General features: G+C 59.8%; 23 protein-coding genes. 19 read left to right on the forward strand and 4 right to left on the reverse strand.

What is annotated here, in order from left to right; genetic code table 11:
• Window positions 1-28: 28 nt before the first annotated feature.
• Both BUQ90_RS03950 and BUQ90_RS03955 read left to right on the forward strand, forming a co-directional pair.
• Window positions 29-1,276, forward strand: a complete 1,248-nt coding sequence (locus tag BUQ90_RS03950) for a threonine synthase (protein ID WP_074203808.1) — start codon at window positions 29-31, stop codon at window positions 1,274-1,276.
• Window positions 1,277-1,294: 18 nt separating this feature from the next.
• Entirely contained in the window at window positions 1,295-2,209 is a 915-nt protein-coding gene (locus tag BUQ90_RS03955) for an alpha/beta hydrolase (RefSeq protein ID WP_074203809.1), read from the forward strand.
• Here BUQ90_RS03955 and BUQ90_RS03960 read toward each other — a convergent pair.
• Window positions 2,197-3,543 carry a lipopolysaccharide biosynthesis protein gene (locus BUQ90_RS03960; RefSeq protein WP_074203810.1) on the reverse strand — a complete coding sequence of 449 codons (1,347 nt, stop codon included), beginning with the start codon at window positions 3,541-3,543 and terminating at the stop codon, window positions 2,197-2,199. The two genes, BUQ90_RS03955 and BUQ90_RS03960, sit on opposite strands and share 13 nt — an antisense overlap.
• Window positions 3,544-3,700: 157 nt before the next feature.
• Between BUQ90_RS03960 and BUQ90_RS03965 the strand changes: the two genes are divergently transcribed.
• The 4 genes from BUQ90_RS03965 to zapE all read left to right on the forward strand — a co-directional run bounded on the left by BUQ90_RS03965 (window position 3,701) and on the right by zapE (window position 7,062).
• On the forward strand, window positions 3,701-4,510 hold the full coding sequence (locus BUQ90_RS03965) for an NTP transferase domain-containing protein (protein WP_159437024.1): 810 nt from the start codon (window positions 3,701-3,703) through the stop codon (window positions 4,508-4,510).
• A 141-nt stretch (window positions 4,511-4,651) separates the two neighbouring features.
• Window positions 4,652-5,434 (forward strand): succinate dehydrogenase iron-sulfur subunit, encoded by a 783-nt coding sequence (locus BUQ90_RS03970; protein ID WP_074203812.1) that lies wholly within the window; start codon window positions 4,652-4,654, stop codon window positions 5,432-5,434.
• An 18-nt stretch (window positions 5,435-5,452) separates the two neighbouring features.
• Window positions 5,453-5,935, forward strand: a complete 483-nt coding sequence (locus BUQ90_RS03975) for a PaaI family thioesterase (protein ID WP_074203813.1) — start codon at window positions 5,453-5,455, stop codon at window positions 5,933-5,935.
• Complete coding sequence (gene zapE / locus BUQ90_RS03980; RefSeq protein WP_074203814.1) at window positions 5,932-7,062, forward strand: cell division protein ZapE; 1,131 nt, start codon at window positions 5,932-5,934, stop codon at window positions 7,060-7,062. Before BUQ90_RS03975 ends, zapE begins: the two co-directional genes overlap by 4 nt.
• Here the strand turns inward: zapE and BUQ90_RS03985 are convergent.
• The gene (locus BUQ90_RS03985; RefSeq protein WP_084192471.1) at window positions 7,049-8,113 is read right to left on the reverse strand and encodes a phosphotransferase; all 1,065 of its coding nucleotides are present in this window, start codon (window positions 8,111-8,113) and stop codon (window positions 7,049-7,051) included. The genes zapE and BUQ90_RS03985 overlap by 14 nt on opposite strands.
• Window positions 8,110-9,210: an Rv3169 family protein gene (locus BUQ90_RS03990; protein WP_074203815.1), complete on the reverse strand. Its 1,101-nt coding sequence runs from the start codon at window positions 9,208-9,210 to the stop codon at window positions 8,110-8,112. Before BUQ90_RS03990 ends, BUQ90_RS03985 begins: the two co-directional genes overlap by 4 nt.
• A gap of 242 nt (window positions 9,211-9,452) precedes the next feature.
• Between BUQ90_RS03990 and mdh the strand changes: the two genes are divergently transcribed.
• The 13 genes from mdh to BUQ90_RS04060 all read left to right on the forward strand — a co-directional run bounded on the left by mdh (window position 9,453) and on the right by BUQ90_RS04060 (window position 23,326).
• A complete protein-coding gene (mdh, locus tag BUQ90_RS03995) occupies window positions 9,453-10,415 on the forward strand; it encodes a malate dehydrogenase (RefSeq protein ID WP_074203816.1) in 963 nt (320 codons plus the stop codon).
• Window positions 10,416-10,807: 392 nt separating this feature from the next.
• Entirely contained in the window at window positions 10,808-11,404 is a 597-nt protein-coding gene (locus BUQ90_RS04005; protein ID WP_074203818.1) for a hypothetical protein, read from the forward strand.
• Complete coding sequence (sucD, locus tag BUQ90_RS04010) at window positions 11,401-12,291, forward strand: succinate--CoA ligase subunit alpha (RefSeq protein ID WP_074203819.1); 891 nt, start codon at window positions 11,401-11,403, stop codon at window positions 12,289-12,291. Before BUQ90_RS04005 ends, sucD begins: the two co-directional genes overlap by 4 nt.
• A 94-nt stretch (window positions 12,292-12,385) precedes the next feature.
• On the forward strand, window positions 12,386-12,679 hold the full coding sequence (locus tag BUQ90_RS04015) for a GIY-YIG nuclease family protein (RefSeq protein ID WP_074203820.1): 294 nt from the start codon (window positions 12,386-12,388) through the stop codon (window positions 12,677-12,679).
• 91 nt (window positions 12,680-12,770) lie between these two features.
• A complete protein-coding gene (locus BUQ90_RS04020; protein ID WP_074203821.1) occupies window positions 12,771-15,554 on the forward strand; it encodes a 2-oxoglutarate dehydrogenase E1 component in 2,784 nt (927 codons plus the stop codon).
• A gap of 49 nt (window positions 15,555-15,603) precedes the next feature.
• Window positions 15,604-16,833, forward strand: a complete 1,230-nt coding sequence (gene odhB, locus BUQ90_RS04025; RefSeq protein ID WP_074203822.1) for a 2-oxoglutarate dehydrogenase complex dihydrolipoyllysine-residue succinyltransferase — start codon at window positions 15,604-15,606, stop codon at window positions 16,831-16,833.
• Window positions 16,834-16,866: 33 nt separating this feature from the next.
• Window positions 16,867-17,181, forward strand: coding sequence for a GIY-YIG nuclease family protein (locus tag BUQ90_RS04030; RefSeq protein ID WP_275425806.1), 315 nt, complete (start codon window positions 16,867-16,869; stop codon window positions 17,179-17,181).
• A 49-nt stretch (window positions 17,182-17,230) separates the two neighbouring features.
• Window positions 17,231-18,637 carry a dihydrolipoyl dehydrogenase gene (gene lpdA, locus BUQ90_RS04035; protein WP_074203824.1) on the forward strand — a complete coding sequence of 469 codons (1,407 nt, stop codon included), beginning with the start codon at window positions 17,231-17,233 and terminating at the stop codon, window positions 18,635-18,637.
• 25 nt (window positions 18,638-18,662) lie between these two features.
• A complete protein-coding gene (locus tag BUQ90_RS04040; protein WP_074203825.1) occupies window positions 18,663-19,286 on the forward strand; it encodes a trimeric intracellular cation channel family protein in 624 nt (207 codons plus the stop codon).
• A gap of 34 nt (window positions 19,287-19,320) precedes the next feature.
• Window positions 19,321-20,640 (forward strand): amidase family protein, encoded by a 1,320-nt coding sequence (locus BUQ90_RS04045; protein ID WP_074203826.1) that lies wholly within the window; start codon window positions 19,321-19,323, stop codon window positions 20,638-20,640.
• A gap of 78 nt (window positions 20,641-20,718) precedes the next feature.
• Window positions 20,719-21,888, forward strand: coding sequence for a serine hydrolase domain-containing protein (locus BUQ90_RS04050; RefSeq protein ID WP_239447384.1), 1,170 nt, complete (start codon window positions 20,719-20,721; stop codon window positions 21,886-21,888).
• 110 nt (window positions 21,889-21,998) lie between these two features.
• Entirely contained in the window at window positions 21,999-22,697 is a 699-nt protein-coding gene (locus tag BUQ90_RS04055) for a PepSY domain-containing protein (RefSeq protein ID WP_074204863.1), read from the forward strand.
• On the forward strand, window positions 22,694-23,326 hold the full coding sequence (locus BUQ90_RS04060) for a trimeric intracellular cation channel family protein (protein WP_074203828.1): 633 nt from the start codon (window positions 22,694-22,696) through the stop codon (window positions 23,324-23,326). Before BUQ90_RS04055 ends, BUQ90_RS04060 begins: the two co-directional genes overlap by 4 nt.
• On the opposite strand, the gene sppA is transcribed toward BUQ90_RS04060, so the two are convergent.
• On the reverse strand, window positions 23,299-25,200 hold the full coding sequence (sppA, locus tag BUQ90_RS04065; protein ID WP_239447350.1) for a signal peptide peptidase SppA: 1,902 nt from the start codon (window positions 25,198-25,200) through the stop codon (window positions 23,299-23,301). The two genes, BUQ90_RS04060 and sppA, sit on opposite strands and share 28 nt — an antisense overlap.
• Window positions 25,201-25,248 lie beyond the last annotated feature (48 nt).

Below are 25,248 nucleotides of genomic sequence, written 5' to 3' on the forward strand. Positions count from 1 at the left end.
TATTGGGATGGGGCATGCAGGCTGCTAGATGCCGGTCGAGGATAAGGAGAACCGATCATTGCAGGACCGGAGTTTTGTCAGCCATCATATCTGTTCCCGGACAGGAGAAAAGCTCCCGGCCGGTGAGGTGCAGAACCTGTCTCCTGCCGGAGCGCCGATCCTGGTGCAATATGATCTGGATGCCGTGCGATCGGCAATGACCAGGGAAAAGCTCACCGGAAGAGACCTGAATTTCTGGCGTTACCGGGAGCTCCTTCCCGTTTCGGATCCCGCGAATATCGTGTCGTTAGGCGAGCAATTCACACCCCTGGTACCGCTTGCCGGCAGTCTCGGAGGCCAGGTGATGGTGAAGGACGAGAGTCGCCTGCCGACAGGTTCCTTCAAGGCGCGGGGACTGGGCATGGCCGTATCCATGGCCAAGGAGCTCGGCCTGAAAAAACTGGCGATACCGACCAATGGCAATGCCGGCGCCGCGCTGTCGGCCTATGCCAGCCGGGCCGGAATGGAGGCCTTTGTTTTCTGTCCGGATGACACGCCCGATGTCAATGTGAAGGAGACCGCCCTCCAGGGCGCGCATGTCTGGCGGGTCAACGGACTGATCAATGATTGCGGCCATATTGTCGGCGAAGGCGAAAAAGAGATGGGATGGTTCAACGTGGCAACGTTGAAGGAACCCTATCGCGTCGAAGGCAAAAAGACGATGGGTATCGAACTGGCCGAACAGCTGGGCTGGCAGGTTCCGGACCTGATATTCTATCCGACCGGAGGCGGTACCGGCCTGATCGGGATGTGGAAGGCTTTTGACGAGCTGGAGGCGATTGGTTTTATCGGTCCGGAACGGCCGCGAATGGTCGCGGTCCAGTCCGAAGGATGTGCGCCGATCGTCCGGGCCTGGAAAGCGGGCAAGGAGGAGGCGGAAATCTGGGAGAATGCCTCGACGGCGGCCGCGGGAATTCGCGTTCCCGTTGCCCTTGGGGACTTCCTGATATTGCGCGCGCTCAAGGAGTCCGGTGGCTTCGCAATCGCCGTGGATGATGACGCGATCATGGCTGCGCAGCAGCAGGTCGGCCGCGAGGAAGGCCTGTTGCTCTGTCCCGAAGGCGCAGCAACGGTCGCCGGTTACCAGGCCGCGCTGGATCAGGGATTGATCAGCAAGTCAGACCGGGCGGTATTGTTCAACTGTGGCAATGGCCTGAAATATCCGATGCCACCCGCTGCCGCGTCGCTCGACCGGCATCAGCCGATTGACTGGGGCGCCATTGCCAGCACCAGCTAGCGCGGTTACCGTCGGGGCATGAAATGGATCCTGGTATTGATTGTGGTCGGCCTCGTGCTGGGCGGTGTGCTGTACTGGCTCCTGTCGCAACCGGGGCCACGCCAGCTGGACATTGCGAATAATCTGATCCCCGGAGATGGCAACGCGCGTCTGCTGGTCAGCGACCAGATTTATGATGAAGACCAGGGTCTCGGACTCGATATCTGGGCGCCCAGATCCGGAGCGTCCCAGCGTCTGCCAGTTGTGGTCTTCATCTACGGCGGGGGATGGCATGCCGGGTCCAAGGATCATTATGCCTTTGCCGGACGGGCTCTGGCCCATCGCGGATTTCTGACAGTACTGGCAGACTATCGGCTGTTTCCCGACGCCCGGTTCCCCGGTTTTGTGGAGGACAGCGCCAGGGCCGTTTCCTGGGTGCATGACAATATCGCACGGTTCGGAGGTGATCCCGAGACCATCTTCCTGTCCGGTCAATCGGCGGGCGCGTATAATGTGATGATGCTGGCGCTCGACCGCCAGTGGCTCGGCCGGCTGGGCAAGCAGACAGATATCATCAAGGGTGTGGCCGCTCTCGCCGGGCCTTATGATTTTTATCCGTTTGACTCGAACTCGACGAAGAACAGTTTCGGCGACTATCACAAGCCCGACATGACCCAGCCAGTGAATTTTGTCCGACCCGATGCCCCGCCCCTGTGGCTTTCAACCGGCACGGCTGATACCCAGGTTCGTCCGCGCAACAGCCGGATATTGCATGACCGGATGCTCGAAGCCGGAGGTGACGCGGAATATGTCGAATATCCGGACATGGGACATCTCGAAATCATGATGGCTGTCGCCAAGCCGTTTCGATACAAGGGCCCGGTTCTGGACGATATGGTGGCATTTTTCGACAGCCGCGCGGCGCAATTGCAGGCTGCGGCTCAGGCGGATTGACCCGGCCGGATTTCCTTGAGAAGCGTCCAGCTCGTCCAAAGCAGCATTGCCGCACCCAGCGCTGAGGACAGGAGCATGGCAACGGCCGCGCCGGTGGCGGCATAGCCTGGGAGCAGGACGGCCAGCAAACCGAGCAAAACCAGCAGCGAGAACAGGCGGAGCAGAAAGGCCGCACCTGCGCGATCGGATGCCTGGATCAGGGGCTCGAGGCCAACGCCGACCAGATTGATGATCGTCGCGGCTGCGAGCAGCAGGAGCAGCGGGTAGGCAGCCAGATATTCTGATCCCGACATCAGATGGATGAGCGGCTGTCCCAGCAGCACAAGCACCAGAAACATGCTGATTCCGGCGATGGCCGAAATCCGAAGAGACCTGAAAAACAGCCGGGAAAGATCATCAAAATTTTTCTGGCCATATAGCCGGGACAGTTCGGCAAATATCGGTCTGGCGAAAATCTCGGTGAGGCGATTGATACTGTTTGCCAGCTGATCGGCGAGCCTGAACAGCCCGGCCGCGACGGCACCGACGAACAGGCCGACAATGATGACGACGAATCGCTCCCGGATCACATTGAGCAAATGGGAAAGATTGGTTGCGAGGAGAAACCGGAAGAACAGCGACCGGGTTGGCATCTCCGCCGCTGGCTGTTGTGACAATTGTGCCGGGAGGTGTCCGTCCGGATTGCTGCCCCTGCGCCAGACCAGCAGCCACAGGATCAGAGCACAGACAAGCTCGGATACGCCCCATACGATCAGAAATCCCATCATCGTCGGCGCAGTCAAAACCAGCACAATGGCCCCCGCCATGCGCACGACAGGGATCGCAACATCGCCAATCGCTCCATCCCGGAAACGGTCTTGCGCCCGCAATATTCCGGTCGGGGTTGAGCGAACCGCGAACAGAAGGATCAGCGTATAAGTTAACAGCCCGGACTGGATATCCGGCTCCAGTCCGAACTGCCTGGCTAGCGGCGGCAGCAGGAACCACATCAGGACGCAGGCGAGAAGTCCGCCACCGGCTTCCACAAAGAACCCGCGTCTGGCAATGCGCCGAAACCCGTTGCGGTCGCCCCCGATCAGCAAAGGCGTGCCAAATTGCACGATCGCCTGCCAGGTCTGGACCCGGAAAAAGGCGGCAACGATCTGGCCGGTGCTGACGATCAGAATGAAGGTCCCGAACCCCGCAACGCCAAGTGACCGCGTGACGACGGCGAGATAGAACAGGCTCAGAATGGCGCTGACGCCCTTGCTGGAAAAGAGCCAGGCGCTGTTGCGGAAAACGCGGACCAGCGAGTCTTCGCTTGTTTTCCAGCTGTTCAGGAAATTTCTGGCCAAACCCCGGTTCAACCCCGCTTTTCTGTTGCTTCGGACATCGGGGATTTGGCTAACCGGCAACCAGTGCTATGGCAATCATATTCCGCTGACGGGAAATTTTCCGGTTGCGATCGCAATCAGGGTTGATCTTTTCCCGGACCTGGCGAAAGGAACTGAAATGCAAGAGAAATTCGATGTCATATTGCTGGCGGCGCAACGGACCGGTGTGGTCAATCCGCTGGCGGTCGCTCATGGCGTGAGCCACAAATGCCTGATCCCGATTGCTGGTGAACAGCTCATTTCCCGGACGCTGAAAACCGTCACCTCCCATCCGGGATGCCGGGCGGTCCATATATTGATCGAACCGGACGGACGGGAATCGGTGGAACCCGTGGCCATGAAATATGCGCGGGAAGACTTGCCGATCCATTTTATCGCATCCGACTCCAGCATTGCGGAAAGTGTCATTCTGGGCTGTCAGAACGGCACCGCACCATTCATTGTCACCACTGCCGACAATGTGCTCGTCAAGCATGAGACATTCGACAAGGTGTTGGCGGCGCTGAATGGCGGCGCAGATGCCGTCGCAGGGCTGGCGAACCGGAATGATATTCGCGCGATTCATCCGAAGGCGCAGGGCGGATATTATGAATTTCGCGATCATGGCTATGCCAATTGCAACATGTACGGGATCGCCGGGATGCATGCTTTGAAGGCTGCAGAGATATTTCGGGAGGGGGGCCAGTTCATGAAAAATCCGAAACGGCTGATCAACGCCTTTGGCCTGTTCAACATCTTGCTCATGCGGTTCCGGCTGGTCACGATAGACGGAGCGTTCAGGCGCATGTCAAAACGGTTCGGTATCACCATGCGCCGGGTGCCATTGACCGATGGTACACAGGCGATTGATGTCGATAATGACCGCACCTACCGGATCGTCGAAGCGGTCCTGAACGGTAATGTTGACAGCCTCGTTATAGAGGACTGACAATCCCCCAATTTCCGGGCCGGTACGGCCAAAAGCACTAGTATTCAGGCATTGAAATCACTGCAAAACCGGCTATGAAAGACTGAATTCAAGCAATTTTCCGCCGATTCCGGCGCGCGGGTCAAAACAAGAGACAGGCACATGGCAACTTTCACGCTCCCGAAGAACAGCAAGATCCGCAAGACCGGAGAAGTGCACGAAGCGCTGACCGGCGGCAAGACACGGTCGTTCAAGGTCTATCGCTATGATCCCGACAGCGGAGAGAACCCGCGCTACGACACGTTCAAGATAGATACCGAAGATTGTGGACCGATGGTGCTGGATGCGCTGATCAAGATGAAGTCGGAACAGGACGCGACCCTGACCTTCCGCCGGTCCTGTCGCGAAGGCATTTGCGGTTCCTGTGCGATGAACATTGACGGGAAAAATGGCCTCGCCTGCACCACGGCGATTGAAGATTGCGGCAAGGAAGTGAAGATCACGCCGCTGCCACATATGGAGGTTGTGAAAGATCTGGTGCCGGACTTCACGCATTTCTATGCGCAATATGCATCCATCCAGCCCTGGTTGAAAACCGTGACGCCGACGCCTTCCGGCAAGGAACGGCTGCAATCTCCGGAAGACCGGGCGAAGCTGGACGGATTGTACGAGTGCATCCTGTGCGCCTGCTGCCAGACCAGTTGCCCGAGCTACTGGTGGAACAGCGACAAGTTCCTGGGCCCCGCGATCCTGTTGCAAGCCTATCGCTGGCTGGCCGACAGCCGGGACGAAATGACCGGCGAGCGCCTTGACGAGCTGGAAGATCCGTTCCGTCTCTACCGTTGTCACACGATCATGAACTGCGCCAATGCCTGCCCGAAAGGTCTGTCGCCGGCCAAGGCGATTGCCGAGATCAAGAAGATGACCGCCGCGCGCGAAATCTGATCTGGTCCGGACCGACTCGTGGCGGACGAAGAACACGAATTTTTTACGAGCAACCCCGACCCGGACCATCCGGGCTGGTATCAGTGGGTGCTCAACGATCCTGATTGTTACAACAGCTTCCTCGGCCCGATGATCATTCGTCGAGGCGGCGACGGGCTCGGCGAGGATATCGGGCGCGTCCGGATGTTCCCCGAGCGCCGGCACCGGAATCTCGGCGATGTTGTTCATGGCGGGACGATGATGGGATTTATCGATTGCGCGCTGTTCGCCGCGATGCGGGTGCTTGAACTGGGGCCGTCCGGTCCGGCCGTGACCATGGAGCTGCAGACGCACTTTATTGGTGCGGCCCGCATGGACCAGCCGCTTGAGGCGCAGGTGGAAATTGCCCGGGAAACCCGCAAGTTCCTGTTCATGCGCGGGCTGGTTGTCCAGGGGAAAAAGGGGGACAGCAATGTCGCCTCGTGGACAGCGATCGTCAAAAAAGCCCCCCAGACCAAATGAGCAGATTCTATCAGCGTTATCAGGAGCTGATTGCGCAGGGCGAACTGAAACCGGATGCCGATCAGGATGGTTGTGCGCAGCGGCTGGCGCAGTTGCAGGAAGAACTGGAAGCGGTACCGCCGCGGGGCAGCATCTTGTGGCGCGCCCTGCGGAAAAAGGCGCCCTCGCCCAAGGGCGTCTACATGTGGGGCGGGGTTGGCCGGGGCAAGTCGATGCTCATGGACCTGTTCTACGAAAATCTCGAGATCAATCACAAGACGCGGGCCCATTTTCACGAGTTCATGCTGCGGGTGCACGACATGATGCGGGCCTGGCGCGACAAGGATCCCGGGGACCCGATTCCAAAGGTGGCGCGCGACCTGGCGCAGGAGGGGCGCTGTTTCTGTTTCGACGAAATGGTCGTCAACAACATGGCGGACGCGGCGATCATGTCACGGCTTTTTACCTCCCTGATGGATCAGGGCGTCACCATCGTCACGACATCCAACCGTCACCCCGATGAGCTCTACAAGGATGGCCTCAACCGGGAATTGTTCCTGCCCTTCATTGATCTGGTCAAGGAGCGGCTGGATGTCATCTCGCTCAACGGGCCGACCGACTATCGCCGGGAACGGCTGGGCGGTGTTGATCTGTGGCATGTCCCAAATGGCGAGGTGGCGACTGCGGCCTTGCGTGATGCCTTTTTCCGGCTCACCGACTATTCGCCGGATGATGCGGAACATGTGCCGTCGGAAGAGCTGGATATTGTGGGCGGCCGGACCATGCATGTGCCGAAAGCGCTCAAGGGCGTGGCGGTCTTTTCGTTCAAGCGACTCTGTGCAGATGCCCGGGGCGCGCCGGATTATCTGTCGATCGCCCGTCATTATCACACGGTATTTGTTGTCGGCATTCCGCAATTGTCGAAAGAATATCGCAACGAGGCGGCGCGTTTTGTCACGCTGATCGATGCGTTGTACGAATATCGGGTCAAACTGCTGGCCAGCGCGGATGCCGAACCCGATGCGCTATATGTCGAGGGTGACGGGTCTTTTGAATTTGAACGGACGGCTTCCCGGCTGATCGAGATGCAGTCGGATGACTATCTGGCACTGGGGCACGGATCGATGGAGCCTGCTAGAGCAGACTGAGACTGTCGAGATCCATCGCCATCTGCGCCGGTCGCTCAGCCATCGCCGCGAACATCGCATCCCCGCGGTCAGTCTGTTCGACATGCAGCGACGCATTGATCGCCATGACAAAGCCGGAAAAGGCATGGCGGCGGTATTCGGCCCAGAAGGGTTCGAAATCTGGTGCGGGTGCCGCACTGGCAGAGCGGCGGGCCAGATAATCCTGCACCAGCCGTTCCTCATGTTCCCGGCGTTGTGCCGGATCGGCAAAACTGGTCCCGATCATATAGGCGACATCATTGGCCGGGTTGCCCAGGGTACAGGTCTGCCAGTCAACCAGCGCCGCCAGCTTCCCGTCAGCATGGAACAGGATGTTGTCGAGCCGCATGTCGCCGTGGGTGATTGTCTGTTCCAGCGGCTCGCGGGCAATGTAGCTCCCCATATGGTCCACCAGCTCTTGCCCAAGATCGAGCACCTCGGCCGACAACAGCTGACTGAACCGTTCGCGAAAAACGGGATATCCGTTGATCAGCGTATTCTTTGAAAACTCCCCGTTCGCTTGCGCATGATGCAGCCAGCTCAGATCTGCAAATCCGGCTTCCGGGCGGTAGCTGTGCAGGGCCGCGGCCTGTTCGAGTGTGGTTTCGACCTGGGTTAGCGACGCTCCCGCCAGTTGATCGCCCTGACTGGCCGGCGCCATATCCTCCAGCATCAGGACAAATTCCTGCTCATTGCCGGCAATATCCGCATGATAGCATCGCGGGCAGGCTACGCCCGCACTGTTCGCGGCGTCCCGGTACCAGCCGGTTTCCATATCATAGAGGTGGAAGATTGCGGCGGCGTTGCGGCTGACCGGATCGGCGCTGGGGCATTTGGCGATGAAGGTTTCGGGGCGGCTGGCCTCGTCCGGACCTTCGGCCCAGCTGCAGGTGAAACGGTAGCTGTCGCAGACCTGACCGGTCCCGACCGGCTCGTGATCCAGGGTCCGCAACGATCCGAGAGACTGACCGAACACCTGTTCGACAAAGCCTTTTTCAAATTCTTCGGGACGAAGGGGAAAGTTCCGGCTCATGATGCGGGATCCAGGACGCCTTGCAAACCGCTCGACTTGTGCGGGCCAACGAACAATTGCTCGACAATGCCAACCCCCTGAAACTCACCCGTATCGGTGGTGAGCACGGCATCGCTGAGTGCCTGAATATGGAGGTAGAGCATGTCCGGGTCCGGCACATGACCGAGATCAATCACGTCATGGGCGGTTGCAAGATCGCCATGGTCCATGCCGTGCCCCCATTCCGGATGCATGTAGCCGAGGCCGGACATGTAGAAGGTCCGCGCGGCATCGCCGGTGCGGGGCGTGATCGACAGCGACCCGTTTCCGGTATCGAGGCGCACATTCCGGATCCGTCGGGTGCCGGCATGATAGTCGAGATCAATCTCCGGCGGCTCAAATTCCCGCGCTCCGGATCCGATGGCATCAACCACGCCGCGCCGGTTCCAGGGCAGGCCCTCGCCGTCGTCATTGCTGTGGAAGAAACAGGCATGGTCATCGAAATTCAGCGGCGTCCAAAGCCACCAGAATTGCGGCAGTGATCCCATCGGCGGAGGCTGGGATTCGGGCGCGCCAACCGGTCTTATGCCCCAGCTGCGATCGCGGGTGCCGCGATGACTGGCGGGGTCGAGAGACAAGGACTCGCCATCGACGGAGAGGGTGCCGGACCAACCGCCATTCTGGGTCAGACGGGTATAATCCATCAGCATGCGCGGCCCGTCGCGGCGGATGAAGCGGGGTTCCTCGATCGGATGATGGCGCGCCTGAAACCGGATATCGGCGCGGAGCGGACTGTCATTGTCGCTGATGACCAGCCGCAGGCTCTGCAATGGTTCGACAATCTCTAGCCGGATCGGACCGACTTCGAGGTCGAGTCGCTCGCTGCCCATCCGCTTCGATGCGCGCAGATTATACTGTTTGTCGCCGATCGACACGCAAAAGGCCGCATCCATGATGTTGAGCTGGGGGTAGACGCCGAGGGCTGCGGCGAAAAACAGGCTGCCGTCCGCGCTGTAGCCATTGAAGAAATAGCGGTCGTAAAAGTTCCGGTTGTCCCCGGAAACCGCCATGGGTTCGGGGGTCTGGTGCAGCGGATAGTCATCGCCCTTTGTCAGCATGCCGGTAATCCTCTCGCCTTGTGTTTTGCGGCATCATGCCTGCCCGAAAAAGCCATTGCAAAGCAAAAGATTGGACCGGCTGGACGCTAGAACAGAGATATCAGCAGCACCATAATTGCTACTGCAAACTATTAGCAAAGATAGGTCGGGAATCCGGGCTTTAGGCGGTTGAAATTGCCTGTGGATAAGCCTAATCCCGCGGAGAACCTTTTCACGACTCTGTTTTCAGGAGAAATTCCCACATGGCCCGTAACAAAATCGCGCTGATCGGCGCCGGCATGATCGGCGGCACCCTTGCTCATCTCGCAGCTTCCAAGGAAATGGGCGATGTTGTCCTGTTCGACATTGCGGAAGGCATGCCGGCCGGCAAGGCACTCGATCTCGCGCAGGCGGCGCCGGTGGACGGATTTGACAGCAATCTCAAGGGTACCGGCGACTATGCCGATATTGCTGGCGCGGACGTGATCATCGTCACCGCCGGCGTGCCGCGCAAGCCCGGCATGAGCCGCGATGACCTGCTCGGCATCAACCTGAAGGTGATGAAAGCGGTCGGCGACGGCATCAAGGAACATGCGCCTGACGCCTTTGTCATCTGCATCACCAACCCATTGGATGCGATGGTCTGGGCGCTGCGCGAATTTTCCGGACTGCCGCACAACAAGGTCGTCGGCATGGCGGGCGTGCTCGACAGCGCGCGCTTCCGCCACTTCCTTGCCGAAGAGTTCAACGTGTCGGTCGAGGACGTCACCGCCTTCGTGCTGGGTGGCCATGGCGACACCATGGTTCCGGTTCCGGCCTATTCGACGATTGCCGGCATCCCGATCCCCGATCTCATCAAGATGGGCTGGACCACGCAGGAAAATATCGACGCGATCGTCAAGCGGACCCGCGGCGGCGGCGGCGAGATTGTCGCCTTGCTCGGCAATGGCAGCGCCTATTACGCCCCGGCGACCAGCGCGATCATGATGGCCGAAAGCTATCTCAAGGACAAACGCCGGGTGCTCCCGGCCGCGGCCCACCTGACCGGGCAGTACGGGGTTGATGACCTTTATGTCGGCGTGCCGGTGATCATCGGCAAGGATGGCGTCGAGAAGGTGATCGAGATCGAACTGAGCGACGAAGCCCAAGGCAATTTCAACGTGTCGGTCGATGCGGTGAAGGAATTGCTGGAAGCGTGCAAGGGGCTGGACTCGAGCCTGGCGTGATAACCCTAGTTTTTCTTGCGGTCGGTTGCTTGATTGCCATTTTCTGGCTTTTCGCAATTTTGATCAAAACTTGGCGAAAGACATTTATGCCGGCCATTGCTGGACTGACGCTCGCGTTGTTGGGGATGTTAGCTTTCCTCCGCCCAATCCAAAACCTGGCCACCGGCGATTATGAGGGGTTAGGACTGATGTTTCTCGGCGCGTTTTTTGTTGTCCTTGGCGGTACAGGTACGGCAATCGCACTGTATCATCGGTCACAATCAAAATTGTATTGAATCCTTCGAGGGAGCGGAAATGAGCATATTCTTTGATAGGAGCAACGAGGCTCACACCCATGGAATGACGGGAAATGCGATTTTGTCCAATCTAAAGCAATCATCGCCAACCAGATCATGACCCTTGCGCTCCTCTTCCTCGCCCAGGCGGCCACAGCCACTCCCGCACCAGCGCCATATCCGGCGGCATCGGTGCTGGATGCCTTTGGCGACGCCTGCCGGAACATTCAGGATATCGCGCAGGTCGAGACAGACCTCGTCGATCAGGGCTGGGCCGCCGAAATACCGCCGGCTGACAGCCCGCTCGGCAAGCTGCTCGCGATTGGCCGTGCGCAGGCGGAGCAGGTTCTCGACGGTCCCGATGACCGGATGTCCGACACCAGCGTGTTTACGAAGACCGTTAGCGGCGAACGGCTCGATATCATCCTGTCGCAGGTCGAATCCGAGGGGACGATGGTCAATGGCTGTCGGCTCTATGATGTTGACGAGACCCGGAAGATCAGTCCGGAAGACGGCGCGAAATGGATCGACCGTGCAGCAAACCGGAGCGTCGAGCGGGAGGAAATCTCGCTGACCAACTGGTCGCCGGGCTATGACACCAGCCATGACAGTTTCGAGATTTTTTACGTGCCGGAAGGCAGCCCGGTTATTGCCCTGACGCAATTTCACGGCATCGCACTGAAAGCAGATTTTGTTGGAGAAACCGAAAAATGAGCATACTCATCGACAAGAACACCAAGGTCATCACCCAGGGGATGACCGGCAATACCGGCACGTTCCACACCGAACAGGCACTGGCCTACGGGACCCAGATGGTCGCTGGCGTGACGCCGGGCAAGGGCGGTACCGAACATCTTGGCCTGCCCAATTATGATACGGTCCACGAAGCCAAGGAAGCGACCGGCGCAACGGCGTCGGTGGTCTATGTCCCGCCGCCATTTGCCGCGGACTCCATCCTTGAAGCGATTGATGCCGAGATCGAACTGATCGTCGCGATTACCGAAGGCGTGCCGGTGCTCGACATGGTTCGCGTCAAGCGCGCGCTGCAGGGCAGCAAGTCGCGCCTGATCGGTCCCAATTGCCCCGGTGTATTGACACCTGATGAATGCAAGATCGGCATCATGCCGGGCAGCATCTTCCAGAAAGGCTCGGTTGGCGTGGTTTCCCGGTCCGGGACGCTGACTTATGAAGCGGTCCATCAGACCACGGCGGTTGGCCTCGGTCAGACCACCGCGGTGGGCATTGGCGGTGACCCGGTCAACGGCACCAATTTCATCGACGTGCTGGAACTGTTCCTTGCCGATGACGAGACCAAGTCGATGATCATGATCGGCGAAATTGGCGGCAGCGCGGAAGAAGAAGCCGCGCAGTTCCTCGCCGACGAAGCGAAAAAGGGCCGCAGCAAGCCGACCGTTGGCTTCATCGCCGGCCTGACCGCCCCTCCGGGACGCCGCATGGGCCATGCCGGCGCGATCGTTTCCGGCGGCAAGGGCGGCGCAGAAGACAAGATCGCGGCCATGGAAGCCGCCGGCATCCGAGTCTCGCCTTCGCCGAGTGAGCTGGGCACGACACTCGACGCCATGCTGAAGGAGATGGTTTAGTGCATCATGATTACTCTGTTCCCCGGCGCAGGCCGGGGTCCAGAATGTGCGCATCTGCCAGACTGGGGCCCGCCCTTCGGTGCGGAAAATTGCAGTGACAAAACCTGGCTATGTTTACATCATGGCCAACAAGAGAAACGGAACAATTTATCTGGGTGTTGCAAGCGATCTGCCAAAGCGCATTTATGAACACAGGAACGGTTTGATCGAGGGATTTACCCAAAAATATGGATGCAAAATGCTGGTCTGGTTTGAACAATATGACGACTTGGAAGAGGCTCGGGCCGCAGAATTGCGCATGAAAAACTGGAACCGCCAGTGGAAGTTGAAACGCATTGAACGGATGAACCCGGAGTGGCGGGATTTGTGGGATGAAATTGCAAGATGATTGGTTCCCTGCCGAAGGGCAGGGTCCAGGCGATTGCACAGGACTTTTCTGGACCCCGCCCTTCGGCGGGGCACGATGATCGGAACTAGATATGGGCATTGAAAATCAGGAATTCGGCGTAGGTACCGAAAAGGAACCCGGTCCCAGCTGGCAGAAGAAGCACTGGCCGATCGATGATGCGGACGAGCTGAACAGCGCGCTCGATCCGACGGCCATGGGTATCGAGATCAAGACTGCGGCGGCGAAAGCCGGCACGGCGATGTCCGATTCCGAGGTGGAACTGGCAGCGGAAAAATCGATCCGGGCGATGATGCTGATCCGCACCTATCGGGTGCGCGGACATCTCGGCGCCAATCTCGATCCGCTGGGTCTGTCCAAGCTCGAAGAACCGGCTGACCTGACTCCCGAATTTCACGGCTTCAAGGCCGACGAGATGGACAAGCCGGTTTATCTCGGTGGCGTACTGGGTTTTCAGCATGCCAGCATTCGCGAGATCGAAGCGGTTCTGCGCGCCAATTATTGCGGGTCGGTGGGGCTCGAATATATGCATATCGCCGATACCGAGGAACGGCGCTTTCTGCAGGACCGGATGGAGGGCAAGGACGCCGCCATCCAGTTTACTCCGGAAGGCAAGAAGGCGATCCTCAACAAGGTGATCGAGGGCGAGGAATATGAAGCGTTTCTCGGTCGCAAATATGTCGGCACCAAGCGCTTTGGCCTCGATGGCGGGGAGTCGATGCTGCCGGCGCTGGAAAACATTATCAAATATGGCGGCCAGTCCGGCGTACGCGACATTGTCTACGGCATGGCCCATCGCGGCCGGCTGAACATTCTCGCGAACGTGATGGCCAAGCCCTACAAGGTGATCTTTCACGAATTTCACGGCGGGTCCGCCAATCCCGAAGATGTCGGCGGTTCGGGCGATGTCAAATATCATCTCGGCACGTCGAGCGACCGCGAATTCGACGGGATCAACGTGCACATGTCGCTGGTGCCCAATCCCTCGCATCTCGAAGCCGTGGATCCGGTGGTGCTCGGCAAGGCCCGGGCCCAGCAGGTGGCGCGCGATGACCTTTCCAAGCACGAGCAGGTGCTCCCGGTTCTGATCCACGGCGATGCGGCCTTTGCCGGCCAGGGTATCGTCTGGGAATGTCTCGGCTTTTCCGGCATCCGCGGATATAATACCGGCGGATGCATCCACTTTGTGATCAACAACCAGATCGGCTTCACGACCAGCCCGCAATTTGCGCGGTCTTCGCCCTATCCGTCGGATGTGGCCAAGGGTGTTCAGGCGCCGATTTTTCACGTCAATGGCGATGATCCCGAAGCGGTGACCTTTGCCTGCAAGATCGCGATCGAGTTCCGTCAGCGTTTTGGCCGTGATATTGTGATCGACATGTGGTGCTATCGCCGCTTCGGTCATAATGAAGGCGACGAGCCGGGCTTCACCCAGCCGATCATGTATGCCGCGATCAAGAAACATCCCAAGGTCAGCAAGCTTTACGAGCAGCGCCTGATCGAGGAAGGCGTAATTGATGCGGACTGGGGATCGGCGACACGCAAGGCCTTTGCCGAACATCTCGAAGGCGAGTTCAAGGCCGCATCGGATTATGAACCCGACAAGGCCGACTGGTTTGGCGGACGCTGGCAGGGGTTGCATGCACCGGCTGATCCGGAAACCGCGCGGCGCAATGTCGATACCGCGATTGACGGAAAATTGTTCGACAGCCTCGGCCGCACCCTGACCACGGTTCCCGATGGTCACCAGATCCACAAGACTCTGGGCCGGGTGCTCGATGCGAAAAAGAAGATGTTCGACAGCGGCGAGAATTTCGACTGGGCGACCGGCGAAGCGCTGGCCTTCGGATCGCTGGTCTCGGAAGGGTATGGCGTTCGCCTGTCCGGCCAGGACAGTGGCCGCGGCACCTTTTCGCAGCGCCATGCTGTCTGGGTCGACCAGAACACGGAAGCCAAACATATTCCGCTCGACACCGTACCACATGGCCGGTTTGAGGTGCTCGACAGCCCGCTGAGCGAATATGGCGTGCTGGGTTTTGAATATGGCTATGCCGGTGCGGATCCGAAAACGCTGGTCCTTTGGGAAGCGCAATTTGGCGATTTTGCCAATGGCGCGCAGATCATGATCGACCAGTTTGTCGCCTCGGGCGAAGCCAAATGGCTGCGTGCCAACGGTCTCGTGATGCTGTTGCCGCATGGCTATGAAGGGCAGGGACCGGAGCACAGTTCGGCGCGGCTTGAGCGATTCCTGCAGCTCTGTGCGCAGGACAATATCCAGGTTGCGAACATCACCACACCGGCCAATTATTTCCACGTGCTGCGCCGGCAGATGCTGCGCAGCTTCCGCAAGCTGCTGGTGATCATGACACCGAAATCGCTGCTGCGTCACAAGATGGCGGTGTCCACGGCCGAGGAATTCCAGGGCGACCATCATTTCATGCGGATCAAGTCGGATACCAGTCCGCCCGCGGACAAGGATATCAGGCGGCTGGTGCTGTGTTCGGGCAAGGTTGCCTATGACCTGATCGAGGCACGCGACGCGGCCAGGGACAAGAATACGTCCATCGTCCGTATCGAACAGCTCTACCCCTTCCCGTCGGAACCGCTGGTGGTGCGTCTGAAGCGGATGAAAAATCTCGAGACTTTGGTCTGGGCACAGGAAGAGCCGCGCAACAATGGCAGCTGGCATTTTGTCCGGCCCTATCTGGAGGACTGTCTGGAGCAGGCCGGGGTGGGTCCGGTGGAACCGGTCTATGCCGGCCGGGTGGCGTCTGCGTCACCGGCGACCGGACTGGCATCGCGGCACAAGGAGCAGCAGGAAAAACTGGTCGCGGAAGCATTGGGGCACGCAAACTAGGTTTGAAATTGGAGCGGAGTGATCCGCCGATGAAAGTGAGCATGAGATTATGGCAACAGATGTAAAAGTTCCGGTTCTGGGCGAATCCATTACCGAAGCCACATTGGGCGAATGGCTGAAGCAGCCCGGCGATGCCGTGGAAGCGGACGAGCCGATTGCGAGCCTGGAAACCGACAAGGTCGCGCTGGAAGTTCCCGCGCCGGAAGCCGGTGTCCTCGGCCCGCTGCAGGTCGAAGTGGGTGATACGGTCGAAGTCGGTGCCGTGATTGCGACCATCGAGGCGGGCAACGGATCTGCTGCGAAAGCGGCGCCCGCGGCCAAGGCGGAGGCCGCGCCGGCTCCCGCTGCATCGGAAGAACCGGCGGCGTCGATGACCCTGTCCCCGGCGGTCCGCCGCCTCGTACTGGAGCATGGCGTCGATCCGAGCAAGATTTCCGGAACCGGCAAGGATGGCCGGCTGACCAAGGATGATGTCGAGAAATATGTGAAATCCGGCACCTCGGCGCCGTTGGTCGAGAAAGGCGCGGCTACCGGTGCCGAAGCGCCGGCCGCGACGCCGGCTGCTGCTGGCGGCAACCGCAATGAGGAACGCGTGCGGATGACCCGACTGCGCCAGACCGTGGCCAAGCGGCTCAAGGACGCGCAGGACACGGCAGCTCTGCTCACCACCTTCAACGATGTCGACATGACCGCGGTGATGGAAACGCGCAGCAAGTACAAGGAGCTGTTCGCCAGGAAACATGGCGTGAAGCTGGGCTTCATGGGCTTTTTCGCGAAGGCGGCCTGCCTCGCGCTGAAAGACGTACCGGCGGTCAATGCGCAGATTGATGGCGAGGAAATTGTCTATCACGACTATGTCGACATCTCGGTCGCGGTCAGCGCACCCAATGGTCTGGTCGTTCCGGTCATCCGCAATGCCGAGGCGATGAGCTTTGCCGATGTCGAGAATACGATCGGCGATTTCGGCAAGCGTGCGAAAGACGGCACGTTGACCATGGCGGACATGAAGGGCGGGACTTTCACCATTTCCAATGGCGGCGTGTTCGGATCGCTGATGTCGACACCGATCATCAACCCGCCGCAGTCGGCGGTGCTCGGCCTGCACCGGATTGAGAAACGCCCGGTCGTCATGCCCGACGGGTCGATCCAGGCGCGCCCGATGATGTATCTCGCACTGAGCTATGACCACCGCCTGATCGACGGCCGGGAAGCCGTGACCTTCCTCGTCCGGATCAAGGAAGCGATCGAGGATCCGACACGACTGCTGATTGATTTGTAAGGAATAGTGCTCCTGCGAAAGCAGGAGCCCAGAGTGACAAAAAACGAAAGGAGACCCGAAACGAAGCCTGGTTTTGTGTACCTGATGGCCAACAAGCGAAACGGTACGCTCTATCTGGGTGTAACCAGTCGGCTGGAACAACGGGCCTGGCAGCATCGCGAAGGCTTGATGGAGGGATTCTCAAAGGAACATGGATGTGTGAAGCTGGTGTGGTTCGAAGCGTTTGACGATATTCAGGAAGCGCGGCGCAGAGAATTGCAGATGAAGAAGTGGAAAAGGGGATGGAAGCTGGAACTGATCGAAAAAGACAATCCGCAATGGAAAGATCTTTTCGAGACACTGTTCTGATCCACCCTGGGCTCCGGGTCTTCGCCCGGAGCACAAAGGAGCTAAAAGAATGACCGACAATTTTGACTATGATCTTCTCGTAATCGGTTCCGGCCCGGGCGGCTATGTGGCGGCCATTCGCGCCGCGCAGCTGGGACTGAAAACCGCCTGTGTCGAAAGCCGCGAGACGCTCGGCGGAACCTGCCTCAATGTCGGCTGCATTCCGTCCAAGGCGATGCTGCATGCCTCGGAAATCTATCATGAAGCCCATTCGGGGGCGCTCGAGAAATTCGGCATCAAGCTGACCGGTACAAAACTGGATCTCAAACAGATGCATGCGGAAAAGTCGAAGGCGGTGGAAGAGCTGACCGGCGGGATCGCGTTTCTGTTCAAGAAGAACAAGGTCGACTGGATCAAGGGCCATGCCGCGTTTGAAAGCGCGAACAGCGTGAAGGTCGGCAAGAAGACCGTGACCGCGAAAAACATCATGATCGCTACCGGCTCCTCGGTCACACCGCTGCCCGGCGTCGACATTGACAATAGCAAGCATGTCATCGTCGACAGCACTGGCGCGCTCGACTTGCCCAAGGTGCCGGGCCACATGGTGGTGATCGGTGGCGGAGTGATCGGACTTGAGCTCGGATCGGTCTGGCTGCGGCTTGGTGCCAAGGTGACGGTGGTCGAATATCTCGACAAGATTCTGCCCGGCATGGACGGCGATATCCGCAAGGATGCTGCGCGCATCTTCAAGAAACAGGGTTTCGACATCAAGACCTCGACAAAGGTCACCGGCGCCAGCGTCAAGGGCAAGAAAGCCACGCTCACCATCGAACCGGCGAAGGGCGGAGATGCGGAAACGCTGGAAGCCGATGTCGTGCTGGTCGCCATTGGCCGCAAGCCCAATACCGAGGGCCTGGCGCTCGACAAGGCGGGGCTCAGTACCAATGATCGCGGCCAGATCGAAGTCGGACATGATTTCCAGACCAGCGTGCCCGGTGTCTATGCGATTGGCGATGTGACGCCCGGCCCGATGCTCGCGCACAAGGCCGAAGATGAGGGCATTGCCGCGGCCGAATTTGTCGCCGGCCAGCAGGGAATCGTGAATCACGACCTGATTCCCGGCGTGGTCTATACCCATCCCGAAATCGCCTCAATTGGCAAGACCGAGGAAGAGGTCAAGGAAGCGGGCATCAAATACAAGGTCGGCAAATTCCCGTTCATGGGCAACAGCCGGGCGAAGACCAATCGTGATACGGATGGCTATGTGAAGGTCATTGCCGATGCCGAAAGCGATCGCGTACTTGGCGCACACATTATCTCGTCGCTGGCCGGCACACTTATCGCTCAGGTCACGCAGGCGATGGAATTCGGCACCACCAGCGAGGACATCGCCTATACCTGCCACGCCCACCCGACCCATTCGGAAGCGGTGAAGGAAGCGGCGATGGCAGTGCAGGGCAAACCGATCCACATCTGATGCTTCGCGATCGCCCAATGCCGCGATGACCGTCGATCTGTCCCTTGAGCCCGTATTGGGCGCCCTGAACTATATTGCCATTGCCTTTTTTGCGGCAACGGGCGCGCTGGCGGCGGCACGGAAAAACCAGACGATCGTCACCTTTGTCTTTCTCGGCCTGGTGGTCGGGATGGGCGGGGTCACGGTGCGCGACATCATGATCGACGCGCCGCTGTTCTGGATCCATTCCAATGCACTGCCGATCATCGCCATCCTGGCCTCGATATTGGTCTGGTTCGTGCCTGCGAGTTGGTGGCGGGAAAACATGATTGACTGGTTTGATGCCGTCGGACTGGCGGCCTACGCAGTCTATGGGGCGGCCAAGGCGCTGGAATTTGGCGTCGATCCGGCACCGGCCGTGCTGATCGGCTGTATTGCGGCCGTGGCGGGCGGTATATTGCGCGATGTCATTGTCGGGGAAACGGCGCTCGTGATGGGCGAAAATATCTATATCTCGGCGGCATTTCTGGCCGCCGCCTCATTCATCATTCTCACCATATCGGGTGTCCCCCTGTCGCTTGCCGGGCTGATCGGCGCGCTGGCCGGATTCGCGCTGCGCGGGGCAGCCATCCATTTCAATCTCCGGTTACCCGCCTATAAGAGAGGGTGAACGGCAACGAAAGAACGGGAAGCGGGGAAGTGTAATGACTCAGGTGACGGACGAATTGACGGCGACGGAGCTTGCGGCCCAAATCCGCGCGGGCCAAATGACGGTCCGGGATGCGACCGAAGCTGCTATCGCCCGGATCGGCAATTTGAACGAGCCGATAAATGCCGTCGTTGTGCGGGACTTTGAGAAGGCGCGGGAGTCGGCGAAACAGCTGGACGCGGCCGGTCCCGGCGAAAATCAGCCGCTTTTTGGCGTACCGATGACGGTGAAGGAAAGCTTCCATCTGACAGGCACGCCATCGACATGGGGTCTGGAGCATGCCCGCAACAATTTCGCGGAGGCCGATGCCGTGGTTGTGCAGCGTCTCAAGCGGGCGGGCGCGGTGATTATCGGCAAGACCAATGTCCCGCCCGAACTGGCCGACTGGCAATCGAACAATCCGGTCTATGGCCGGACCAATAACCCGCATGATCCCGGCCGGTCTCCGGGCGGATCGTCGGGTGGCGGGGCGGCAGCGGTAGCCGCCGGGATGGTACCGTGCGAATATGGCAGCGATATTGGCGGGTCGATCCGTGTCCCGGCTCATTATTGTGGCATCTGGGGGCACAAGCCGACTTTTGATGTGATCAGCCTGGAAGGGCACAGCTATCCGGGTACGGATTCCGCGCGCCCGGCCTTGTCGGTCTGTGGCCCGCTGGCCCGCTCGGCGGAAGATCTGGCGACCTTGCTGGAGGTCACGCTGGATCATCCGCTGGCGCGGCGCGAGGTGCGGATTCAGGGCGCAAAATTCCTGCTGATCGACGAACAGCCGATGACCGGATGCGCCAGGGCCTATCGCGCCGAGCTCGACCGGGTTGCGGGGAAGATCGAAGATGCGGGCGGACAGGTGGAGCGGCGCAGCGAATTGCTGCCGGATCTGGAACAGTCGCATGCGAGCTATCTCAAAATGCTCAATATCGCGATGGCCGGAGGACTACCGGCGCCCGATGGCACCCAGGCGACGGTGCGGGACTGGTTCGACCTGTGCGACATTCAGGCGCGGATCACACGCCAGTGGCGGGATCTGTTCGGTAAATTTGACTTTGTCCTGGCTCCGGTCAGCTCTACTCCGGCCTTTCCGCATCATGACGGACAGATTTTCCAGAGTGACATTGCCGTGGATGGTGAAAGCCTGCCGGCTGCCCCGCAACTGGCCTGGGCCGGCATTGTGACCTTCCCGGGCCTGCCGTCGACGGTATTGCCGGTCGGGCAGGTGGATGACATGCCGGTCGGTATGCAGGTGATCGGTGACAAGCTGGAGGACTTTCAGACCATCGAAGCCGCCCGGCAAATTGGAGCGCTGCTGACCGGCTGACCCGGGAAACAGGCCTTGACCTGTGACCATCTTAGTGTTTTATTACAGTAAGTCACCAAGATGGAGATTCTTGTGAAAATGCTGAAAACCGCCGCCGCCCTGATTTTGTCAGGGAGTCTGTCCCTCGCCGCCCCGACGGCGCTGGCAAAAGACAATTCTGAACCGGCCCCTGTCAATGTGGTGGGCTTGCAGGCGACGATGGACAAAGTGGCGGACAAGGCCAATGTGGGCGGCATTGGCATGGCTATCATCCGGGACGGGGACCTGGTTCACACGCTCTATGCAGGCGAAGCCGAACCGGGTGTCCCGGTCAGCCAGAAACACTGGTTCAACACCGCATCGGTCGCCAAGACACTGATTGCCGAAACCGTTTTGCGGCTGGTGGCGCGCGATGCCATGGGTCTGGATGATCCCGTTGCCGAACATTATCGCCATCCCGACCTCGCCGACGATCCGCGCTATGCGCTTCTGACGCCCCGCATCATCCTGTCGCACCAGACGACGCTCAAAAACTGGCCGAACAATTATGAAGACGGCCAGCTGGCTTTTCAGGGCGAGCCCGGCGATGGCCAGATCAGCTATTCCGGCGCAGGCGTCGAGATTCTGATGCGCTATCTCGAACAACGCTTCGGCAAGACCTATCCGGAGCTGGTCGACGCCGAATTGCTGGCACCGCTGGGCATCAAGGGGGTCCGTGTCGGCCGCAGCGCGGATGTCGAGGTCGCAGTCACGCGCGGCATCAACAAGGACGGCGAGTGGCAGGATGCGTTCCGGCGATCCCAGGGCGGTTCGATCATCGAACGCTCCGACTATAGCGCAGCGGACAATATGTACGCGACGGTACCGGGATATGCGGCGTTGCTGTCGGCGATCATCGCCAACCGGAACCTGCCGGAACGGTTGGCCACCGAGAGAAGGCACATGCTGTCCTCGGGGTCAAAGCGCGACATGGGTTACGACTGTCCGCCCAATATCGGTTTCTGCCCGGACCGGTTCGGCTATGGACTCGGCTGGGCTGTATTCGAACATGAAGGGCAGGTCATTCTCAACCATGGGGGCAATGATTTTGCCGAACATGCCCAGGTGTGGTTTGACACCGAGAGCGGAAACGGGATGGTTCTCTTCATGACCGGCGGCAATGCTTTCCGGCACGGGCTCGAGATTATCGCGGCTGTTGACCCGGACCTGCCCCTGGTGCGCTATTACAGTGCCCTGATCGCGCTGATGGAATCCTCCGGCGGGAATTGATTGCGGCAGCGACCGAAAGGCCCGGCCTCGGAAGGAAGAGCAAAGAAAGAGATGAATCTGCGCGCATGAACCGCTATCGCGGTTTGCGAACAGCAACGCGCGGGACTCTCATGAAACATCGACTGTTTTTCAAATGGCATATCTGGCTGGGCTGGCTGATCGGTGTGCCGCTGATATTGTGGACAGCGAGCGGGCTGTTCATGGTGTCCCGGCCGATTGAAGAGGTCCGCGGGACGCATTTGCGCGCCCCGGCCGAAAACCTGATCCTGTCCTACGAGAATATCGTGCTGTTTGCCGATAATGGCAATGACGTGACCGGGGCGAAACTGGTCCGGCAAGGCGACGAGCCGGTCTGGATCGTGACCTATGCCAGCGGCGCGACAGCACGTTACAGCGCCACATCTGGTGCGGCCCTGCCGCCGGTTACCCGTGACAGCGCGCGTCTCGCGGCGGAACGGCTGTATCTTCCCGAAGAGGATGTCCTGTCGACCCGGCTGTTTACAGCCAGCGCGCCGCCTGTCGATTTGCGACGGGAGGTGCCCGCATGGCAGGTGCGATTTGCCGACGGAACGAACATATATGTGCATGCGGAGACCGGTGAAACGCTGGCGGTGCGAACCCGCTTCTGGCGGACGTTTGATTTCATGTGGGGTCTCCACATCATGGACCTGCAGACGCGGGAGGATACCAGCCATCCGATATTGATCGGGTCGGCGGCCCTCGCCCTGCTCAGCTCAATTCTCGGGTTTGTGATGCTGTTTACACGTCGCCGGAAACGCCGGTCTGCGACAGACGGGTCAGCGGCTTGAACAGCGCCTTTCTCTTTGGTCTGCTGGGCTGGCTCGACCTTTTCGGGATCGCGGTGTTCGCTACGTCCGGCGCCCTGGCCGCGGCGCGCAAGGGGCAGACGCTTGTCACCTTTGCCTTTTTTGCGCTGGTCACCGGCGTTGGCGGCGGGACAGTGCGCGATTTGCTGATCGGCGCACCGGTGTTCTGGGTACAGGACAGCCGGGTGCCGATCCTGTGTCTTGCCATTGCGCTGATCATCTGGGTCACGCCGGTCAGGATCTGGCGGGCCGGCGCCGTCGACTGGTTCGATGCCATGGGGCTGGCGGCCTATTCGGTATTCGGTGCGGCGAAGGCCATGCAGCTCGGCATTGATCCGGTGCCGGCGGCGATCATGGGCATCATCACTGCCTGTGTCGGCGGGGTGATCCGCGATCTGCTTGCGGGAGAGCCGTCGATCATCATCCGCCCGGAACTTTACGTCACGGCGGGAGCGCTGTCGGCCTTTTCCTTTGTCGCGCTGATGCAAACCGGGATGGATGGCATTGTCGCGGCGGCTATTGCCTTTGCCGCCGGTTTTGCCTTGCGCGCGCTGGCGATCGTCAAGGGGCTGGCGCTGCCCGTTTACCGGGGCGCGGCGGAAGACGAGTAGCTTCTCAGCAAGTCAAACAGACGGATATCCTGACGGAATCCGGCGACCGGATTGACGGCACCGCATTCGAGGCACAGCGCCTGCACATCCTGCCGCGCCATCAGTCCCTGCGCGGTATTCAGCGCCTGGAAGAACAGGCGCTGCTGTTCCTGTGCCACCCAGCCGAAAATGCCGTTGACCGGTGCCCGTTCCCGATCCTCCGCAAAGGGCAGGCCATCCAGTGCCCACCAGCCGAAGCCCAGAGGCTCTTCGAGATATTTGGCGTGATAGCCGCCGTCTTCCAGTCCGGCCCGTTTGGCCGCCTCTTTCAGGGCGTCGTCGAGGCCACCAAAGCTGTCGACCAGCCCGAGCTGGCGGGCGGTGCCGCCATCCCAGACCCGGCCCTGGCCGATTTCATCGATCTGCCCCGGGGTCTTGTCACGCGCCTTGGCGACCAGTCCGAGGAAATCGCCATAGCTGTTTTCGACACCGGATTGCAGCACGGTGTGGAGATCTTCGCTGAAGCCACCGACGAAATTGGGCTCACCGGACAGCGGTGTGGTTTGCACACCGTCGGCGGTCACACCCCATTTTCCGAGCGCTTTTTCAAAACTGGGCAGTACCGCAAACACCCCGATCGAGCCGGTAATGGTATCGGGTTCGGCCATGATATGATCGCCCGCCGCAGCGATCCAGTAGCCGCCACTGGCGGCGACATCGCCCATCGAGATGACCACCGGAATGTCCTTTTTCCGGAAATCCTCGATGGCGAGACGGATTTCCTCACTGGCGAAAGCCGAGCCGCCGGGCGAATTGACCCGGACCACCAGCGCCTTGATGTCATCCGCTTCCAGCGCCTTGTAGATCTGTTCCGAAATCCGGCCGCTGGCACCGATGCCAGGCCCCCCGTCACCGCTGACAATCTCTCCGGCCACGGTGACCACGCCGATCGCGTCACCACTGGTTGGCAAGGGGTTTGCGGCGACATAATTATCATAGGCGATGGCCTTGAAATCATCCGGAGACGGCGTCTGGTCGGTCCCGACCTTTTCGGCAACAAAGCGTCCGAATGCGACCCGGTCACCAATCTTGTCGACCAGATTCTGGGCCATGGCCAGTTCCGCATAATCGCCCCCGGCGGCCTGGATCATCGCGGCCGGGTCCCGGGCAAAGGCTTCGACATTGGCGTCCGGGCGGGCCTTTTTGATTTCGCCGACCCAGCTGTCCCATAGTACCGCATAGAGCGCGGCCGAAGCTTCTTTCGCTTCGGGAGACTGGTCACTGCGCAAATAGGGTTCGACGGCGCTCTTGTAGGTGCCGACACGATAGACATGTGCCGTGATGCCGAGCTGGTCGATCAGATTCTTGTAGTAGAGCCGGTTGCCGCCAGGTCCGGCAAAAATGATTCCGCCCATCGGATCCATCCAGATCTCGTCCGCATGCGCCGCAAGCTGATAGGCGTCGTCGCTGTAGAAATTTGCGAAGGCGTAGATGGGCTTGCCTGCCTCTTTGACGCGAGCCAGCGCTTCGCCGATGCTGGTCAGGCTGGTCTGGCCGCCGCCCATGAACAGGCTGAGGTCCAGAACCACCGCCTTGACCCGGTCATCACCTGCGGAGGCGTCGATCGCACGCACCACGTCGCGCAAGCGATATTCGGTAATGTCATTCTGGCTTCCGGACAGAAAGCTTGCAAAATCGGGTCGGGCGGGTTCTTCGACGATGACACCATTGAGGTCGAGCAGCAATGCCCCTTCGCTGACCGCCGCGACATTGGGCCGGGCAGAAAGGGCGCCGTAGAGCGCGGCGAAAAACAGCAACATTGCGATCAGAACCAGACCGTCCTTGATCGCCACCAGAAATTTCCATGCAGCCCGGGCAAATTGCATCGTCAACATTCTCCATAAAAAATGCGGCAGACCGTTTCCGGCCGGCCGCATTCAATA

It is taken from the genome of Parasphingorhabdus marina DSM 22363 (assembly GCF_900128895.1).
In the GTDB taxonomy this organism is placed as follows: Bacteria; Pseudomonadota; Alphaproteobacteria; order Sphingomonadales; family Sphingomonadaceae; genus Parasphingorhabdus; species Parasphingorhabdus marina.

What these genes read in the sequence shown, in the direction of transcription:
- BUQ90_RS03950 (WP_074203808.1), top strand. Translation starts at nt 29, where the DNA reads ATGCCGGTCGAGGATAAGGAGAACCGATCATTGCAGGACCGGAGTTTT.
- BUQ90_RS03955 (WP_074203809.1), top strand. Translation starts at nt 1,295, where the DNA reads ATGAAATGGATCCTGGTATTGATTGTGGTCGGCCTCGTGCTGGGCGGT.
- BUQ90_RS03965 (WP_159437024.1), top strand. Translation starts at nt 3,701, where the DNA reads ATGCAAGAGAAATTCGATGTCATATTGCTGGCGGCGCAACGGACCGGT.
- BUQ90_RS03970 (WP_074203812.1), top strand. Translation starts at nt 4,652, where the DNA reads ATGGCAACTTTCACGCTCCCGAAGAACAGCAAGATCCGCAAGACCGGA.
- zapE (WP_074203814.1), top strand. Translation starts at nt 5,932, where the DNA reads ATGAGCAGATTCTATCAGCGTTATCAGGAGCTGATTGCGCAGGGCGAA.
- BUQ90_RS03985 (WP_084192471.1), bottom strand. Translation starts at nt 8,113, where the DNA reads ATGAGCCGGAACTTTCCCCTTCGTCCCGAAGAATTTGAAAAAGGCTTT.
- BUQ90_RS03990 (WP_074203815.1), bottom strand. Translation starts at nt 9,210, where the DNA reads ATGCTGACAAAGGGCGATGACTATCCGCTGCACCAGACCCCCGAACCC.
- mdh (WP_074203816.1), top strand. Translation starts at nt 9,453, where the DNA reads ATGGCCCGTAACAAAATCGCGCTGATCGGCGCCGGCATGATCGGCGGC.
- BUQ90_RS04005 (WP_074203818.1), top strand. Translation starts at nt 10,808, where the DNA reads ATGACCCTTGCGCTCCTCTTCCTCGCCCAGGCGGCCACAGCCACTCCC.
- sucD (WP_074203819.1), top strand. Translation starts at nt 11,401, where the DNA reads ATGAGCATACTCATCGACAAGAACACCAAGGTCATCACCCAGGGGATG.
- BUQ90_RS04020 (WP_074203821.1), top strand. Translation starts at nt 12,771, where the DNA reads ATGGGCATTGAAAATCAGGAATTCGGCGTAGGTACCGAAAAGGAACCC.
- odhB (WP_074203822.1), top strand. Translation starts at nt 15,604, where the DNA reads ATGGCAACAGATGTAAAAGTTCCGGTTCTGGGCGAATCCATTACCGAA.
- lpdA (WP_074203824.1), top strand. Translation starts at nt 17,231, where the DNA reads ATGACCGACAATTTTGACTATGATCTTCTCGTAATCGGTTCCGGCCCG.
- BUQ90_RS04040 (WP_074203825.1), top strand. Translation starts at nt 18,663, where the DNA reads ATGACCGTCGATCTGTCCCTTGAGCCCGTATTGGGCGCCCTGAACTAT.
- BUQ90_RS04045 (WP_074203826.1), top strand. Translation starts at nt 19,321, where the DNA reads ATGACTCAGGTGACGGACGAATTGACGGCGACGGAGCTTGCGGCCCAA.
- BUQ90_RS04050 (WP_239447384.1), top strand. Translation starts at nt 20,719, where the DNA reads ATGCTGAAAACCGCCGCCGCCCTGATTTTGTCAGGGAGTCTGTCCCTC.
- BUQ90_RS04055 (WP_074204863.1), top strand. Translation starts at nt 21,999, where the DNA reads ATGAAACATCGACTGTTTTTCAAATGGCATATCTGGCTGGGCTGGCTG.
- sppA (WP_239447350.1), bottom strand. Translation starts at nt 25,200, where the DNA reads ATGTTGACGATGCAATTTGCCCGGGCTGCATGGAAATTTCTGGTGGCG.